Source organism: Streptomyces sp. NPDC001070 (genome assembly GCF_053598835.1).
On sequence record NZ_JBSFLB010000009.1, the window covers coordinates 117,784 to 132,773 of the forward strand.

16 protein-coding genes are annotated in these 14,990 nt (G+C 72.9%); 5 read left to right on the top strand and 11 right to left on the bottom strand.

From position 1 onward, the window contains the following. Positions 1 to 5: 5 nt before the first annotated feature. From ACWDAS_RS13580 to ACWDAS_RS13595, 4 genes are all read right to left on the bottom strand, one after another. Positions 6 to 1,178 carry a DUF1996 domain-containing protein gene (locus tag ACWDAS_RS13580; protein WP_450389419.1) on the bottom strand — a complete coding sequence of 391 codons (1,173 nt, stop codon included), beginning with the start codon at positions 1,176 to 1,178 and terminating at the stop codon, positions 6 to 8. Positions 1,179 to 1,192: 14 nt separating this feature from the next. Continuing rightward, on the bottom strand, positions 1,193 to 1,930 hold the full coding sequence (locus tag ACWDAS_RS13585) for a DUF4142 domain-containing protein (protein WP_450389421.1): 738 nt from the start codon (positions 1,928 to 1,930) through the stop codon (positions 1,193 to 1,195). A gap of 162 nt (positions 1,931 to 2,092) precedes the next feature. Continuing rightward, on the bottom strand, positions 2,093 to 3,451 hold the full coding sequence (locus tag ACWDAS_RS13590; protein ID WP_450389423.1) for a DUF692 domain-containing protein: 1,359 nt from the start codon (positions 3,449 to 3,451) through the stop codon (positions 2,093 to 2,095). A 93-nt stretch (positions 3,452 to 3,544) separates the two neighbouring features. Next, the gene (locus ACWDAS_RS13595) at positions 3,545 to 4,351 is read right to left on the bottom strand and encodes a peptidyl-tRNA hydrolase (protein WP_450389425.1); all 807 of its coding nucleotides are present in this window, start codon (positions 4,349 to 4,351) and stop codon (positions 3,545 to 3,547) included. Between ACWDAS_RS13595 and ACWDAS_RS13600 the strand changes: the two genes are divergently transcribed. The 3 genes from ACWDAS_RS13600 to ACWDAS_RS13610 are packed head-to-tail and all read left to right on the top strand — an operon-like array spanning position 4,293 to position 6,461. Continuing rightward, a complete protein-coding gene (locus tag ACWDAS_RS13600; protein ID WP_450389426.1) occupies positions 4,293 to 4,967 on the top strand; it encodes an AIM24 family protein in 675 nt (224 codons plus the stop codon). The two genes, ACWDAS_RS13595 and ACWDAS_RS13600, sit on opposite strands and share 59 nt — an antisense overlap. A gap of 1 nt (position 4,968) precedes the next feature. After that, positions 4,969 to 5,793 (top strand): ABC transporter ATP-binding protein, encoded by an 825-nt coding sequence (locus ACWDAS_RS13605; protein WP_450389428.1) that lies wholly within the window; start codon positions 4,969 to 4,971, stop codon positions 5,791 to 5,793. Beyond that, the gene (locus ACWDAS_RS13610; RefSeq protein WP_450389430.1) at positions 5,790 to 6,461 is read left to right on the top strand and encodes an ABC transporter; all 672 of its coding nucleotides are present in this window, start codon (positions 5,790 to 5,792) and stop codon (positions 6,459 to 6,461) included. The genes ACWDAS_RS13605 and ACWDAS_RS13610 overlap by 4 nt, the downstream gene beginning before the upstream one ends. 21 nt (positions 6,462 to 6,482) lie before the next feature. On the opposite strand, the gene ACWDAS_RS13615 is transcribed toward ACWDAS_RS13610, so the two are convergent. The 6 genes from ACWDAS_RS13615 to ACWDAS_RS13640 form a co-directional block, all read right to left on the bottom strand. Next, a complete protein-coding gene (locus tag ACWDAS_RS13615) occupies positions 6,483 to 7,106 on the bottom strand; it encodes a LysE family translocator (protein WP_450389432.1) in 624 nt (207 codons plus the stop codon). Positions 7,107 to 7,110: 4 nt separating this feature from the next. After that, positions 7,111 to 9,186: a spermine/spermidine synthase domain-containing protein gene (locus ACWDAS_RS13620; RefSeq protein ID WP_450389434.1), complete on the bottom strand. Its 2,076-nt coding sequence runs from the start codon at positions 9,184 to 9,186 to the stop codon at positions 7,111 to 7,113. A 98-nt stretch (positions 9,187 to 9,284) separates the two neighbouring features. Then, a complete protein-coding gene (gene msrB, locus ACWDAS_RS13625) occupies positions 9,285 to 9,692 on the bottom strand; it encodes a peptide-methionine (R)-S-oxide reductase MsrB (RefSeq protein ID WP_450389436.1) in 408 nt (135 codons plus the stop codon). A 14-nt stretch (positions 9,693 to 9,706) separates the two neighbouring features. Then, positions 9,707 to 11,107 (bottom strand): UDP-N-acetylmuramate--L-alanine ligase, encoded by a 1,401-nt coding sequence (murC, locus tag ACWDAS_RS13630; protein ID WP_450389438.1) that lies wholly within the window; start codon positions 11,105 to 11,107, stop codon positions 9,707 to 9,709. 79 nt (positions 11,108 to 11,186) lie between these two features. After that, positions 11,187 to 11,660 (bottom strand): indole-3-glycerol phosphate synthase, encoded by a 474-nt coding sequence (locus ACWDAS_RS13635; protein ID WP_450389440.1) that lies wholly within the window; start codon positions 11,658 to 11,660, stop codon positions 11,187 to 11,189. Positions 11,661 to 11,855: 195 nt separating this feature from the next. Continuing rightward, on the bottom strand, positions 11,856 to 12,614 hold the full coding sequence (locus ACWDAS_RS13640) for a pyrimidine reductase family protein (RefSeq protein ID WP_450389442.1): 759 nt from the start codon (positions 12,612 to 12,614) through the stop codon (positions 11,856 to 11,858). An 81-nt stretch (positions 12,615 to 12,695) separates the two neighbouring features. On the opposite strand from ACWDAS_RS13640, the gene zapE reads away from it, so the two are divergent. Beyond that, positions 12,696 to 13,808 carry a cell division protein ZapE gene (zapE, locus tag ACWDAS_RS13645; RefSeq protein ID WP_450389444.1) on the top strand — a complete coding sequence of 371 codons (1,113 nt, stop codon included), beginning with the start codon at positions 12,696 to 12,698 and terminating at the stop codon, positions 13,806 to 13,808. 135 nt (positions 13,809 to 13,943) lie between these two features. After that, positions 13,944 to 14,834 carry a PPK2 family polyphosphate kinase gene (locus ACWDAS_RS13650; protein ID WP_450389446.1) on the top strand — a complete coding sequence of 297 codons (891 nt, stop codon included), beginning with the start codon at positions 13,944 to 13,946 and terminating at the stop codon, positions 14,832 to 14,834. A 13-nt stretch (positions 14,835 to 14,847) separates the two neighbouring features. Here ACWDAS_RS13650 and ACWDAS_RS13655 read toward each other — a convergent pair whose 3' ends face one another. Next, positions 14,848 to 14,985 carry a hypothetical protein gene (locus ACWDAS_RS13655; protein WP_450389615.1) on the bottom strand — a complete coding sequence of 46 codons (138 nt, stop codon included), beginning with the start codon at positions 14,983 to 14,985 and terminating at the stop codon, positions 14,848 to 14,850. Between the last annotated feature and the right edge of the window lie 5 nt (positions 14,986 to 14,990).

Consider the following 14,990-nt stretch of genomic DNA (forward strand, 5'->3'; position numbering starts at 1 on the left):
CCGCGTCAGCCGCAGTTGCGGCCGCTGTTGATGCAGCTGACGACCTGGTTCATCAGGCGCGTCGGCATGAAGTTGGCGAAGTCCGCGTGGTCCGTGACCGGCTTGTGCTGCTGCTCGGGGAAGCTGTCGAGCGCGAAGTTCGGCCCCTGCGGGACCTTGTAGGTGAGCCGCATCTTCAGCTGGGGCACGGCCTTGAAGCCGGCCTGGCACTGGCCCGCGCCGTCGGGGAAGACGATGTGCGTGCGGTGGTTGGCGCTGTCGGTGTTGGTCCCGTCCCAGCAGCTGGGGAAGTTCAGTGTACGGACCACCCGGCTGCCCTGCGGGCACAGCGGGTACTTGTCGGTGAGCTGGCGGTTCTCGAAGCCGGTGCAGCTCCACGACGCGCGGGCGTTGGCGACGCCGTTGGTGAAGGACTTCGCGTCACCCATGATGATCCGCAGGGTGGACGGCATCGCGACCACCTTGGACGCCGGGTTGCCCTTGAAGAGCAGCTGCACCGAGGTCGCCTGCAGGATCGTGCCGGTGTTGCCGTCGGCGTCCGGCGCGTCGTTGGCGGAGCGGGTGCGCAGCACCGGCCAGAAGTACGCCGACTTGTCACCGCGGGCGCAGGTGGTGCCGGCCGCGGCCAGCGACTCGTTGGTCGAGAAGCCGTCGGTGCTCAGGTTGCCGACGTAGTCGTGGACGTGGTGGGCGCCGTTGGCGACACCGGGGGCCACGATGAAGTTGTCGGGGTTGTGGTGCTTGTTCTCGTTGCGGCCGCAGCGCGCCGTGAAGGTGCCGCGCGAGGCGCCGCTCTGGTTCGCCGCCCGCTGGACGTTGGGCTGGACGGAGCGGATGTCGGCGAAGTCCTCGGGGGAGGGGCCGTTGGTCTGCACGCCGCCGGCCGGCGCGGACGCCGAAGCGGAGGCGGACGCGGAGGCGGAGGCCGGTGCCGAGGGCGACGCGGAGCCGTTCTGGCCGCCGTTGTTCTGGTTTCCGTCGTCGGCCTTGGTGCTGTTCCCCGGAGTCGGGCTCTGCCAGCCGTTGGAGTGACCCGAGTTGGGCCGCCAGTGGGCCGAGGCCGATCCGGTGACCAGGGCGAAGGTGCCGCCGGAGCCGAGCAGTGCCAGCACGGCTATCAGCACGAGTTGCTTGGTGCTCAACCTGCGCCGGTGGTTCATGTGTTGTCGTGTGGGCATTGGATCGCTCATTTCTACTGCGACGGCTGGGGGGATGAGGCCGCTGGGGGAAGGGAGTACGTCGGGGACGGCGTGACGACGAAGGTCGGTTCACCGGGGGCGGGGGAGACCGGCACCGCCGCACCGGGGTTCGTGGGGCTGGCGGTCGTGTCCACGGCGATCTGGTCGAAGTTGACCAGTCCGGTCTTCTCCAGAACGGTGATGTGGTCGAGCACCGTCGCGTTCGCCTGGTCGGCCAGTTCCCGCACCAGCGAATTGCGGGTGGTGGCGCGCACCTGGGCGATGACCGAGAACACCTGGCCGTGGGCGAGCCTCACGATATTGGCGAACTTCTGGTCGAAGTCCTGGCCACTCGCAGCGGAGAAAGTGGCCAGAAAGCCCATTTGCTGCTGTGTGGGCTGGTTGGGCAGGGTGATGCCCAATTGGGGCGCGATCGTGCGGCACGTCGCGTCCAGTTGCGTGTGGCCGTCGATCAGATGCTGCCCCGCGCGCTTGACCGCGGGTGTCGTCCCCTTCTGCAAGGCCATCTGCCCGGCGGGGAACTCCCACAGGCCCGCCAGTCGCACCTTGGTGACGAACGTACGGTCCAGCTGCGTGAGCGGGCCGTACTGCGTGGACACGGTCTGGGCGCCGGCCGCGGTCACGGCGGGGCTGTTCAGCCCGGACATGACCGGGTAGGCCAGCGCGGCGAGGGTGACCACGAGAGCCCCGACCACGAGGCTGAGTCCGGTGGCGTAACGGGTGGATCGCATGGGACCGCACGTTAGTGCGTTTGATGCGTCCAGGGCGAGGAACTGTCACGTATTCGCGAATTCCACGAATCGCGGAGCAGTTCTTGATACCTTGTTGCCTTTTTATGCCGGGTGGGGTCCACCGGCATTCCCGCCGCAGGTCGGGGGCCTCTTGGAAAAAGATTATGGCAGCTTTGAACGGAGCCTGTCCCGCATACGTATGAATACGTGTGAGGGCTGTCGCGGTGGCCGGAAAGACCGCCCCCGCAGACGTGTCCGCCAGTCCGCAAGCGGTGCCGGACCGGAGCGTTCCCGCCACCACGCGGCCAGCCGGCGCGAGGCAACGGGGTCGGCCGGACCGCCCCCGCCGTCGAGCACGTACGCCGCGAAGTCGAGGGCGTCGCGCCGGTAGCCCCCGTCGAGCGGCCGGTCCGCGGCGTAGCGCAGGAACGCCGGCCGGAACGCTGCCCCCAGGATGTCCGGCAGCTCCGGCGCCACCTTGGCGACGACGCCGGCGCGCTTGGCGGCCAGGGCACGGCTCTGCACACCGATCCGGGCCCGGTCGAAGCCTTCCGGCACGGGCGTCCCGGCCACGAGCGCGGACAGCAGCGCGGTCTGACGCAGCGCGAGGCGCTGGCGCGCCGCGCCGGGCGCTTCGGGGACTGCGGCGGGCACGGCGGGCGGCCCGTCCGAGGGTCCCCGTGTGCCGCCGTCCACCACGCGGCGTATCGCGGCCAGTTCGCCGGCCAGCTCCTCGTCCGCGGGGAAGTCGTCGTCGCGCTCCAGCAGCACGCCGGGCGGGCGGGCCCGCTCGTACAGCGCGGCCAGCACGTCGAGGACGGCCTCGGGGACGGGATGTGCGTGGCTGTCGTGCCATACGCCGTCCTTCTCGACACCGCCCGCGACATGGACGTAGGCGATCGCGTCCACCGGCAGGGCATCGAGGGCCGCGAGCGGGTCCTCACCGCGGTTGACGTGGTTCGTGTGCAGGTTGGCCACGTCTATCAGCAGGCGTACCCCGGTCCGCTCGACGAGCTCGGCCAGGAAGGCGCCCTCGCTCAGCTCCTCGTCCGGCCAGGCCACGAGCGCGGCGATGTTCTCCAGCGCGAGCGGCACCGGCAGCGCGTCCTGGGCGATGCGCACGTTCTCGCACAGGACGTCCAGCGCGTCGCGGGTCCGCGGCACGGGCAGCAGGTGCCCGGCCTCCAGACGGGCCGACCCCGTCAGTTCCCCACCACCGCGGACGAAGGCGATGTGCTCGGTGACCAGTGGGGCGCCCAGCGCCTCCGCGCGCTGCGCGAGCGCGGCCAGCCGGTCCGCGCCGGGCCGCTCGGCGCCCCCGAGGCCGAGCGAGACTCCGTGCGGGACGACCGTGACACCGCGCTCGCGCAGGCGCAGCAGGGAGCCGGGGAGGTGGCCGGGGCAGACGTTCTCGGCGACCGCCTCGACCCAGTCGACCCGGCCGGCCTCCGCGAGCGCCTCGACCGCCTCCGCGATCTCCGGCCGCCAGCCGATGCCCGTGCCCAGATACGAGTGCTCCATGCGCCCCCCTTCCTCCTGCCGGGGTTCTGGCCCGGCGGGAGGCGGGTGAACCCCGCGGGGGCGGGTTTCAGAGCTTGATTTGAGCTTGGGGCCTCAGTGGCGCAGCGCCGGGTGGTCCGCCACGACGGTGCACGACCCCGGGGCGATCTCGGTGAACCCGGCGTCCCGCACCACGGGCAGCCCGGAGCCGGTGAGCTCGCGCCAGCGCTCCGCCGCGGCCGTGCGCACGGCCAGCGGGAAACCCGCGTCGCGCCATTCGGCCCGCTCGGCGGCGGACAGCGCGAGCCACGCGAGCTGGGCCCCGTGCCCGGCCTGCGCCATCGCCTTGCCGGCCGACATCTGCACCTCGGGGCTGAGCCACAGCACCGGGGTCCCGGCCTCGGGTGCGGCGGGCGGTTCCGGGTCCTCCAGCTCGGTTCCGGACACCTGGAGCCGCGCCAGGTCCTTGGGCCAGGCATCGAGCGGCACCGGCGGGAAGACCCGGACCTCGGCGGACTTGCCGGTGACCGTGATGCCCGGCAGCGCCTCGGCCCGTCGCCACTCGGCGCCCCGCGCCCGCCGTACGACCTTGCGGATGCGGGCGTCCTCCCAGCCCCGTACCGCCCCGGTCCACTCCCCGTCCCCGGCCGTGGCGCGCTCGTCGGAGCGCAGCATGAGCACGGCACGGGCGGCCGTCTCCAGCGCGTCGGTACGCGCCGGCGGGGCGGCCCGCTCGATGCGGACGACCAGGGGCAGGACGAACTGGGGTGCGGCGTCACGAGGATCGGTGGTCACCTCGACAGTCTGCCACCCGCGCCGGAAGAGCTTGGCGGAGGCGATCCCTCCGGGCCAGGATGCCGGGGTGCACAGCGATCTCTTCGCGACCGAGAACACGGCGCAGCCGGCCACCGAGCCCGGCATGACCCTTCAGAACGCCAAGTCGATCAAGTACGCGGTGAACGGCGAGTGCCTGGCCCGCCAGGGCTCGATGATCGCCTTCCGCGGCAATCTGCAGTTCGAGGTGAAGGGGCAGGGCGTCGGCAAGTTCCTCAAGCGCGCCTTCACCGGTGAGGGACTGCCACTGATGTCGGTCCGCGGCCAGGGCGAGGCCTGGTTCGCGCACGAGGCCGCCAACTGCTTCGTCATCGAACTCGACCCGGGCGACAGCCTCACCATCAACGGCCGCAACGTGCTGGTCTTCGACCCCACCCTCTCCTACGAGATAAAGGTCGTGAAGGGCGCCGGCATGGCCGGCGGAGGTCTCTTCAACAGCGTCTTCACCGGTCACGGCCGCCTCGGCGTCATGTGCGAGGGCCACCCCATCGTGATCCCCGTCACACCTCAGGCGCCGGTGTACGTCGACACCGACGCCGTCGTCGGCTGGAGCGCCCAGCTGCAGACCTCCCTGCACCGCTCGCAGAGCTTCGGCTCCATGCTGCGCGGCGGCTCGGGCGAGGCCGTCCAGCTGATGCTCCAGGGCGAGGGCTTCGTGATCGTCCGGCCCAGCGAGGCCACGCCCCACCAGCCGTCCAACTGACATGCGGCTGGAGGCGGTCGGCCGCCGGTACGGGGCGCGCGGACCCTGGGTGCTGCGAGGTGTCGACCTCGACGTGCCCGGGGGACAGGTGCTGCGCATCGAGGGAGCCAACGGCAGCGGCAAGTCCACGGTGCTGCGGATCCTGGCCGGTATCGACCGCCCCACCGCGGGGCGGGTCAGCGGACGCCCGAGCACCGCGTACGTCCCCGAGCGCTTCCCGCCCGCGCTGCCCTTCGACGCGCACGGCTATCTCGTCCACCTCGGGCGGGTGCACGGGCTCGGCGGCCGCACCGCCGCCGCGCGGGCGGCGCAGTGGCTGGAGTGCTTCGGCATCGCCGGGCACGCCCGCACCCCGCTCGCCGAGCTGTCCAAGGGCACCTGCCAGAAGGTGGCGGTCGCCCAGGCGCTGATGGCCGAGCCCGGGCTCCTCGTCCTCGACGAGGCGTGGACCGGGCTCGACCAGGACGCCCGTACCGTCCTGGACGACGCCGTCCGTTCCAGGAGCGCCGCCGGCGGCGCCGTCGTCTTCGTCGACCACGACCCGCGCCGGCTGGCCGGCGACACCACGGCCGCCCACCGCGTGGAGGACGGCGGGCTCGTGTCCGTGCCCCTGGACGCCGGCGCGGGACCGCGCGTCGTCATCGAGGCCACCGGCGCCGGGGAGCCGCCCGCGGGGCTCTCACACTCGGCCCCGGCCCCCGGCACGCTCGAGGTGACGGTCCCCGCCGCCGAGTCCGACGCCGTCCTGCGGCGGCTGCTCACCGCGGCGCCCCCCTGGCACATCCGGGCGGTCCGCCCGGCGCCCCCGCCGACGGAGCCCTCATGACCGCCCTGCTGCGCTACCGGACCGCCCTGCTCCTGCGGTCCTTCCGCTGGCTGCCGCCGCTGCTGCTCTACGTCGCCGTGATGGGGATCGGCGTCGCCGGGGGCCCACAGCCGCTGCTGGACTCCCTCGGCTGGAGCGCCGCCGCGCTGCTCCCGGCCGCCGCATGGCTGGTGCGGGTGTGCGTCACCGCCGAGCCCGCGGCCGCCCGCGCCTGCGTGGCGGCCGCCACCGGGCCGGGCCGGGCCCACACGGCGGGCGTCCTGGCGGCGCTGCTGACCTCGGTCGCGCTGGGCGCGGCGGGCACCGCCGTGGTGCTCGCGGTCGCCGACCCCCACACCACGGACCACCTCAAGGCCATCCCCCTGGAGTCCGCCGCCGCGGCGGGCCTCCTCGCCACCCTGGTGACCGCGCTGCTCGGCACCGCCGTCGGCACCCTCACCAACCCCCCGGTTCTGCGGCGCCCCGGCTGGGCGGTGCCCGTCACGGCCCTCACCGCCGTGCTGGTCCTCGTGGCCGCCGGTTCGCCGGCCCACGCCGCCGTCACCGGGCTCGTCACCGGATCCCGTACCGGCACCGTCCCGTACCCGCTCGTGCCCCTCCTCCTGGCCGCGTTCGCCGCCGCGGGGGCCACCCTGCTCGCGGGGGCCCTCAGCGCGCGCCGCGGGTGAGGACGCCGCAGGTGAAAGAGGTCAGCCCTCCAGCGCCATCCGCACGCCCAGCGCCACGAGCACGCCGCCCGACACCGCCTCCAGGCGGCGGCGCACCGAGGCACGGCCGAACACGGACTTCAGGCGGTCGACGAACCAGACGTACACCCCGTAGTAGCCGACCTCGTAGACCGCCCAGAGGGCGGCGAGCCCCACCATCGTCGGGAGCTGCGGGGCGCCGGGGGGCACGAACTGCGGCAGGAAGGACATCGCGAAGACCGCCGCCTTGGGATTGGCCAGGTTCATGCCGAGCCCGGCGCGGTAGGCCGCCCACGAGGTCACCGGGACGTCCTCGCCCGCCGCGGCCTGCTCGGGGTCCAGTCCGCGGCGGGCGGCGCGCAGCGCCTGTACGCCGAACCAGATCAGGACGGCGGCGCCGACGATCCGCACGATGTCGTACGCGAGGTGTGAGGCCGCGAGGAGCGCGGTGAGGCCGAAGGCGGCGCAGACGCCCCAGATGAACACACCGGTCTCGTTGCCGAGGACGGTCGCGAAGCCGGCACGGCGGCTGCGCAGGGAGTGCCGGATGATCAGCACCGTGCTCGGCCCGGGGGCCGCGGCGACGAGGGTGCACGCACCGAGGAAGGGCAGCAGGACGCTCAGCATCCCGTCATGGTGCTGCAGCGGGCCCCTCGTGCACCAGCCGGTTTCCGCCGACCGGCGCGTCCTGCCGGCCGCTCCCCTCCCCGTCCGCGCCGCCGCTTCCCGGGCCACCGCCACCGGACAGGCGCATCGCGACGCAGGCCCCCGCGTACAGCACGGCCACCACGATCAGCAGCGCGCGGTAGCCGGTGAGCAGCGCCAGGTACTCCAGCGTGCCGCCGGTGAGGGCGCCGAGGAGGTTGGCGCCGAAGGCGGAGGTCGGGTCGGACGCCTGGGCGAGGCGGTCGGAGAAGATCAGGTTGGCGCAGAAGATCGGTGCGAAGGCGAGCGCGATGGCGGCCGCCAGCCGGGCCGCGAAGGGCAGGGAGAGCACGGCCTGTGCCGGGACGAGCCAGCCGACGGCGAGAGTGACGAAGAGCAGGATCTGCAGCGCCGTCTGGTTGAGCCGGCGCATGCGGCGCCGTACCTCGACGGCCGCGAGCACCGCCAGCAGGACGCCGATGAAGACCAGCGCGTTCACCAGCCAGGTGGTGCCGAAGTAGAGCGCGAAGCCGATGACGTTCTTCGTCTCCAGCAGCAGGAAGGCGGCGCCCATCAGGAACATGTCGGCGTAGCGCAGCGTGCCGCCGAGCCGTACGCCGGCGAGCCGCACCGAGACCACGGTGACCAGCAGGATCAGGCCGAGCGCGCCCAGGTACAGGCTCGGCACGGTGCGGTGCAGGAGATACGGGAACGGATGGTCGTCGTCCGCGGGCGGGGGCACCGCCCCGCTCGCCCGCCAGACCTTCCCGCAACTCTGGTCCGCGGGCGTCAGCCCGGCCACGAGCACCGCGGCGCGCTTGCTGTACTCCGTCATGCACGGGGCGTGTCCGAAGACCTGGTCCAGGCTTCCGGCGAAGCGGTCGATCAGCCAGTTCTGCCGGTAGTAGTTGTACATGGCGAACGCGCCGCCGGGGGCGAGGTGGTCACGTGCCGACTCGAAGGCCTGCTTGGTGAACAGATAGCTCTCCAGCCGCAGGTTGCTCGCACCCGACACCAGCGTCAGCGAGTCCGGCAGCGCGAGCACGACGAGGTCGTACTTCGTCTTCGTCCGTTCCAGGAAGGCCCGCCCGTCGTTGATGTGGACGTGCACCCGCGGGTTGTCGTACGGCCGCGCGGGGTGCAGCTTCGCCCCGATCTCCTGCAGTCGCGGGTCGATCTCGACGGCGTCCACGTACCGCGCGCCGTTGGCCAGGGCGACGGCGACGTCGTTGCCGTTGCCCGCGCCGATCACCAGCACCTTGCGGTGGGGATTGCCCGGCGTCTCACGGTAGGCCTGCTCGTAGGGTGAGTTGGGCTGCTGCAGCACCTTCAGCGGCGCGATGCTCTGGTGCGGCACGCCATTGGCGGCGATCTTGTACGTACGCGAGCTGGTGCCCGGCTCGGGGCGGGTGAGCTCGATCTTGTAGTACGGCGACCACGACACACCGGGGGCCAGCGACTCGAAGACCAGCGCCGTCACCATCGCCGCCAGCGGCAGCGCGTACCGCACCGTGTTCCGCCGCCCGCCGAGCACCAGCAGGGCCGCCGCCGCGATCACACCCCACACCAGGGAGGGCGCGCGCAGCCATGACAGCCCCGCGAACGCCACGGAACCGCTCAGCGAGCCGAGCAGGTCCCACCGGTAGGCCTCCAGCGACGGCAGCTGCCGGAACAGATCGGCCGTGATCTTGCCGATGGCCATCATGGCGACCGCCACCAGCAGGAACAGCACCGGAAGCGTCACCCACTGCGGCAGCCCGGTGGTCCTCACCGCCGTGAAGTAGATGATGTCGCCGCTGCTCTGCCGCACCTGGACCGGGAACTCCCGCACCAGCACGACGAGTACGGCCAGTGGCAGCGGCGCCCAGCGCTTCAGCCACTGCCCGCGCTCGGCGGCGATCAGGAAGCCCAGCCCGATCCCCAGGAAGGAGCCGAGCAGGATGAAGTTCGAGAAGTAGCTCAGATGGACGACGTTCGCGCCCGCCCACCGGATCAGCGCCAGTTCGACGAAGAGCATGCTGGCGCTGGCCAGCAGCAACCTGGCCCGTACGTGGTGTTCCATGCCGGGCCACGTTGCCACCCGGTGGGCGGCGAGTCGACGGACGCGCCTGGCGTGGCGCGCCAGCCCCACGCGAGGGGCCTAGCCGTCGGATTTCGTGATCAGCCCTCTTCGGGGGCGAGACGCAGCGAGATCGAGTTGATGCAGTAGCGCTGGTCCGTCGGGGTCGGGTAGCCCTCGCCCTCGAACACGTGGCCCAGGTGCGAGCCGCAGCTCGCGCAGCGGACCTCGGTGCGGACCATGCCCATCGAGCGGTCCTCGATCAGCTCGACGGCCTTGGTGTCCTTCGGGTCGTAGAAGGACGGCCAGCCGCAGTGCGACTCGAACTTGGTGTCCGAGGTGAACAGCTCGGCACCGCAGGCACGGCAGGAGTAGACACCCTTGGTCTTGGTGTCCGTGTACTCACCGGTGAAGGGCCGTTCCGTGCCCGCCTCGCGCAGGACCGCGTACTCCTGCGGCGACAGCTCCTGCCGCCACTGCTCCTCGGACTTGTCGACTTCGTACGCCATGGTCCTCCCTCTCCTCAGCTCTCCAGGCGCGCGAGAATGCGCGGACCGAGATCGGTCACATCGCCCGCGCCCATGGTGAGAACAAGGTCACCGGGCTTCGCCATTCCGGCGACGATCCCGGGGACGGCGTCCTTGTCGTGCTCCGCGGTGACGTCGGCGCCGTGGGCGGCGGCCGCGTCGATGATCAGGCCGCTGGTGACGCCCGGGATCGGGTCCTCGCGGGCCGGGTAGATGTCCAGGACCACGGAGGCGTCGGCCAGCGCCAGGGCCTCGCCCATCTCGCGGCCCAGCTCCTGGGTGCGGCTGAACAGGTGCGGCTGGAAGACCACGAGGATGCGCCGGTCGCCCGCCGCCTCGCGCAGGGCCTCCAGGTCGGCGGTCATCTCCGTGGGGTGGTGCGCGTAGGAGTCGATGACCTGGACGCCCGCGGCGGTGCCCTTCAGCTGCAGGCGGCGCTTCACGCCGGTGTAGGTGCCGAGCGCCTTGGCGAGGCCGTCCGCCGGGACGCCGAGTGCGACGCCGGCGGCGAGGGCGGCGACGGCGTTGTGGGCGTAGTGCCGGCCGGGCACGGAGACGGTGAAGGTGTGCTCCTCGCCGTCCAGGCCGCCCAGACGGACGGCGACCTCGCTGGACATGCCGTGCGGGGTGATCCGGAGGATGCGCAGATCGGCGTCCTCGTCCTCGCCGACGCGGACGATGTTCAGGCCCTCGCGGCCCGCCACCCGGGCTGCCAGCTCCCGGGCCCCGGCGTGCTGGCCGACGACCAGGGTGCCGCCGGCGACGATCTTGCCGACGAAGATCTCGAACGACTCGTGGATCTCGTCCATCGACGCGTAGTTCGCGTGGTGGTCCAGCTCGACGTTGAGCACGATCGCCACTTCCGGGTCGTACTTCTGGAAGCTGCGGTCGCTCTCGTCCGCCTCCGCGACGAAGATCTCGCCGGTGCCGTGGTGGGCGTTCGAGCCGGGGGTGTCCAGGTCGCCGCCGATCGCGTACGACGGGTCCAGGCCCAGCGCGGACAGGCTCACCGCGAGCATGGAGGTGGTCGTGGTCTTGCCATGCGTTCCGGCCACGGCGATCGGGCGCAGGCCGCCCATGAGCGCCGCCAGCGCGTCCGAACGGTGCACGACCGGGATGCCGCGCTCGCGGGCGGCGGCCAGCTCCGGGTTGTCCTCGCGGATGGCGCTGGAGACGACCACGCAGGTCGCGTCCGGCGCGAGGTGGCCGGCGGCGTGGCCGATGTGCACGGTCGCGCCGAGCGCGCGCAGCGCCTCCGAGGTCTCCGAGTCCTTCGCGTCGCTGCCCGCGACGGCCGCGCCGCGCTGGGTCAGGATCTTCGCGATGCCCGACATCCCGGCCCCGCCGATCCCGATGAAGTGCGGTCGGTCCATGCCGGGGGGAAGGGTGGGGCTCATGCGAGGTGCTCCCTGGAACTCACGGGGTCGGTTGTCGGCCGTCCCCGATTCTTCCACCAGTCGGGGGCGCGGCGTCCGCTCAGTCCTCCGCGTTGTGGGCGAACAGCTTCAGCACCGGTACGCCGACCTTGTGCCGGGCCCGGGACGTCCAGTCGCGGTGGAAGAACTCCTCCACCAGGTGCGGGGCGGTCAGCACGATCACCTCGTCGGCGTGGGTCTGCTCGACCACCGACTTCATCAGTTCGATGGGGTGGCTCTCGACCACCTCGCCCACCGCCTCGCAGCCCGCCTCGCGCAGCGCGGTCAGGCTGTGGTTCAGCGCGCGCTCGGCGGGCAGCAGGGCCTTGTCGCCCTCCGGGCGGTCGCGCTCGTGGACGGCCTTGTCCAGTTCACCCAGGGCGACGTCGTCGATGGCCCGGAGCAGCCGGTCCTGGTCGCCGCGGGGCTGCATGAGGACGACGAAGGAGACGGGCTCGTCACCGTGGAGCGTGGTGACCAGTTCCACGTCGGCGGGGACGAGCGGCTGCTCGATCATGAGTACGGTCGTGAACACGGACGCGTCCTTCTCTCTCGCGGGCCGTCGGGCCTGCCACGGAAACCATCCTGCCCCGTCCGGGCGCGGGGCACGCGGGGACATGCGTTCCCGGCTCTGACAGGCGCACGTATGTGTGGCGGGCAATCGGCACCATCCGGGTGAAACCGGCGGTGCGGGCGGTCACGGCTGATGCGGCCGCGCGGGGACGGCCGGTCAGCCGCGCACGTAGCGGGTGAAGAGAAAGCCCTCCTCCTCCAGGATCGACACCGGGGTGAAGCGGGCGGGATCGGCGATGCCGGGGCCGTTCATGATGCGCATCGCGTCCCCGGCGGTCAGCAGCGGCGCGATCGTCAGGCACAGCTCGTCGATCACCCCGCCCGCGGCGAACTGGGCGAGCAGCCGCGGCCCGCCCTCGGTCAGCATCCGGGGCAGCCCGAGCGCGGTGAGCTCGCGTACCGCGCGGGCCGGGTCCACGCCGGTGCCCGTGCCGGCGAGGACGACCCGGGCCCCCGCCTTCTCGGCCGCCGCGATCCGGTCGGCCGGGGCGTCCTCGCCGGTCAGCACCAGGGTCGGCACCAGCGGCTCGGTGAACAGGGGGAGCGAGAAGTCCAGGTCCAGCCGGGCGCTCACCACGGCGATCGCGGCGGCGGGCCCCTGCCCCGCCGCCGCCCGGCGGGCCGCGAAGGCCTCGCGGGCGCGGGCCGGGCGGTAGCCCTCCTGACGTACCGTCTCCGCGCCGACGACCACGACGTCGGCCAGGGCCCGCAGCACCCCGAAGACCCGCATGTCGGCGTCCGAGGACAGCGGCTGGGAGCGCCCGTCGTGCCGGGCCGCCCCGTCCAGCGACGACACCATGTTCGCCCGCAGCCAGGGCGCCCCGCCAGCCCGCCGCGGGTACGCGTACGCGTCGGCCAGCGCCTCCACGGTGTCGAGCGTCTCGGCGGGGGCGGGGGCGGGGAAGAGGCGGCGCATGGCTGCAGTCTTCCACGGCCCCTCGCGGAGTGGGGTCGGCCACACGACGGCCGGGCGACCGCCCGCGAGGCACTAGGCTGGATGGCTGTGTCCTCGTCCTTCGCCGCCGCGCAAGCAACCAGCCCGATACCCGGTGGGACGTCGCCCGTCTCGCTGAGCGGACGCGAGCCGCGCGTCCCGGCGGACCGGCTGGTGGCCGAGATGGTGCCGCCGCCGCGCTTCGACTCCGTACGGTTCGACAACTACATCCCGGACGCCAAGCAGCCGAGCCAGGCCGAGGCCGTCGGCACGCTGCGGGTCTTCGCGGAGGGGCTGGGCACGCCCGCGGACGGCGCGCGCAAGCGCTGGTTCCGGCGCCAGGCGGCGTCGGCCGTCCCCGCCGGTCCCGGCGGGGTCTACCTCGACGGCGGCTACGGCGTCGGCAAGACGCACCTGCTGGCCTCCCTGTGGCACGCCACGCCCGCGCCGCGCGAGCAGAAGGCCTTCGGCACCTTCGTGGAGCTGACCAACCTCGTCGGCGCTCTCGGCTTCCAGCAGGCGGTCCAAGCGCTCAGCGGTCACAGGCTGGTCTGCATCGACGAGTTCGAGCTCGACGACCCGGGCGACACCGTGCTCGTGTCGACCCTGCTGGGCAAGCTGGCCGACGCAGGGGTGAAGCTGGCCGCGACCTCCAACACCCTGCCCGGCAAGCTCGGTGAGGGCCGCTTCGCGGCCGCCGACTTCATGCGCGAGATCCAGGGCCTGTCCGCCCGCTTCCGTTCCCTGCGCATCGACGGCGACGACTACCGGCACCGCGGCCTGCCCGAGGCCCCGGCGCCGTACGCCGACGACGAGGTCACCGCCGCCGCGGGCCGCACCGCGGGCGCCTCCCTCGACGACTTCGGCGCCCTCCTCGCCCACCTCGCCCGGATCCACCCCAGCCGCTACGGGGCGCTCTGCGACGGCGTCGAGGCCGTCTTCCTGCGCGGTGTCCGGCCCGTCGAGGACCAGGCCACCGCGCTGCGCCTGGTCGTCCTGGCCGACCGGCTCTACGACCGCGAGGTCCCGGTCATGGCCTCGGGCCTGCCGTTCGACCGGATCTTCGGCGACGAGATGCTGGCGGGCGGATACCGCAAGAAGTACTTCCGGGCCATCTCCCGGCTCACCGCACTCGCCCGCGACGCGAAGCGCCTCGCCGCCCCGAACGGCGCCTGAGGCCCGCGGAGCGCTCGCGCCCCGGGCGTCCGGGGCCCCCGGCCGCGTTGGCGGGTCCGGAGGATCCGGCGCACCATCGGATCACCGGACGACAGCCCGCGGGGAGCGGGGACCGTCCCGCCGGAGGGAGGCGCGGTGGCGAAGAAGAGCCCGGAGACCGAACCCCAGTCCGGAAACGGAACCGGCCCCGGGCTGCGCGCGAAGCTGCGGGTCCCACCGGGCGGCGGCCCGGTCCGGCTCCGCTCGTACGACACCCGCGCCACCCCCGGTGCCCCCGCGGGCAAACGCGAGGCCCAGGCCTGGACCCCGTACGCCCGGGACCGCATCACCGCCCTGCAGGAGCGGCTCTTCGCCCAGAGCACCGCGGGCGACCCGCGCTCGGTACTCGTCGTCCTCCAGGGCACGGACACCTCCGGCAAGGGCGGCGCGGTGCGTCACCTGACCGGACTCCTCGACCCGGCCGGGTGCACCATCACGGCCTTCAAGGCGCCCACCGCCGAGGAGAAGGCCCATCACTTCCTGTGGCGCGTCGAGCGCGCCCTGCCCGGTCCCGGACGGATAGGCATCTTCGACCGCTCCCACTACGAGGACGTCCTCGTCCCCCGTGTCCGCGGTCTCGTCCCGCCCGCGGTCTGGGAGGAGCGCTGCGACACCATCAACTCCTTCGAGGCGTCGCTCGCCGACGACGGGGTCAGCGTCGTCAAGGTCTTCCTGCACATCAGCTACGAGGAGCAGCGCTCCCGGCTGCTGGCCCGCCTCGACAACCCCTGCAAGCACTGGAAGTTCGGCCCCGGCGACCTGGAGGACCGGGCCCGGTGGCCCGCCTTCCAGCGGGCGTACGAGGACGTCCTCGCGCGGAGCTCCACCGAGGCCGCCCCCTGGTACGTCGTCCCCGCCGACCGCAAGTGGTACCGCGACTGGGCCGTCGGACGGCTCCTGATGGAGCACCTGGACCTGATAGACCCGGTCTGCCCGCCCGCGTCCTTCGACGTCGAGACGGCCCGCGAACGGCTGCTGGAGGACTGACCGGTCCGCCGGGTCAGCCGCTGCAGGCCGTGCGCTGGGCCTCGTGCCATTCGCAGACCGGGCAGAGGGTCAGGCCCGGCCGGGAGTCGGGGTACTCGGTGGGGTCACCGCAGTGCACGCAGGTGGCGCGGGGTTCGTCGTCGTTCGTCACCCGTT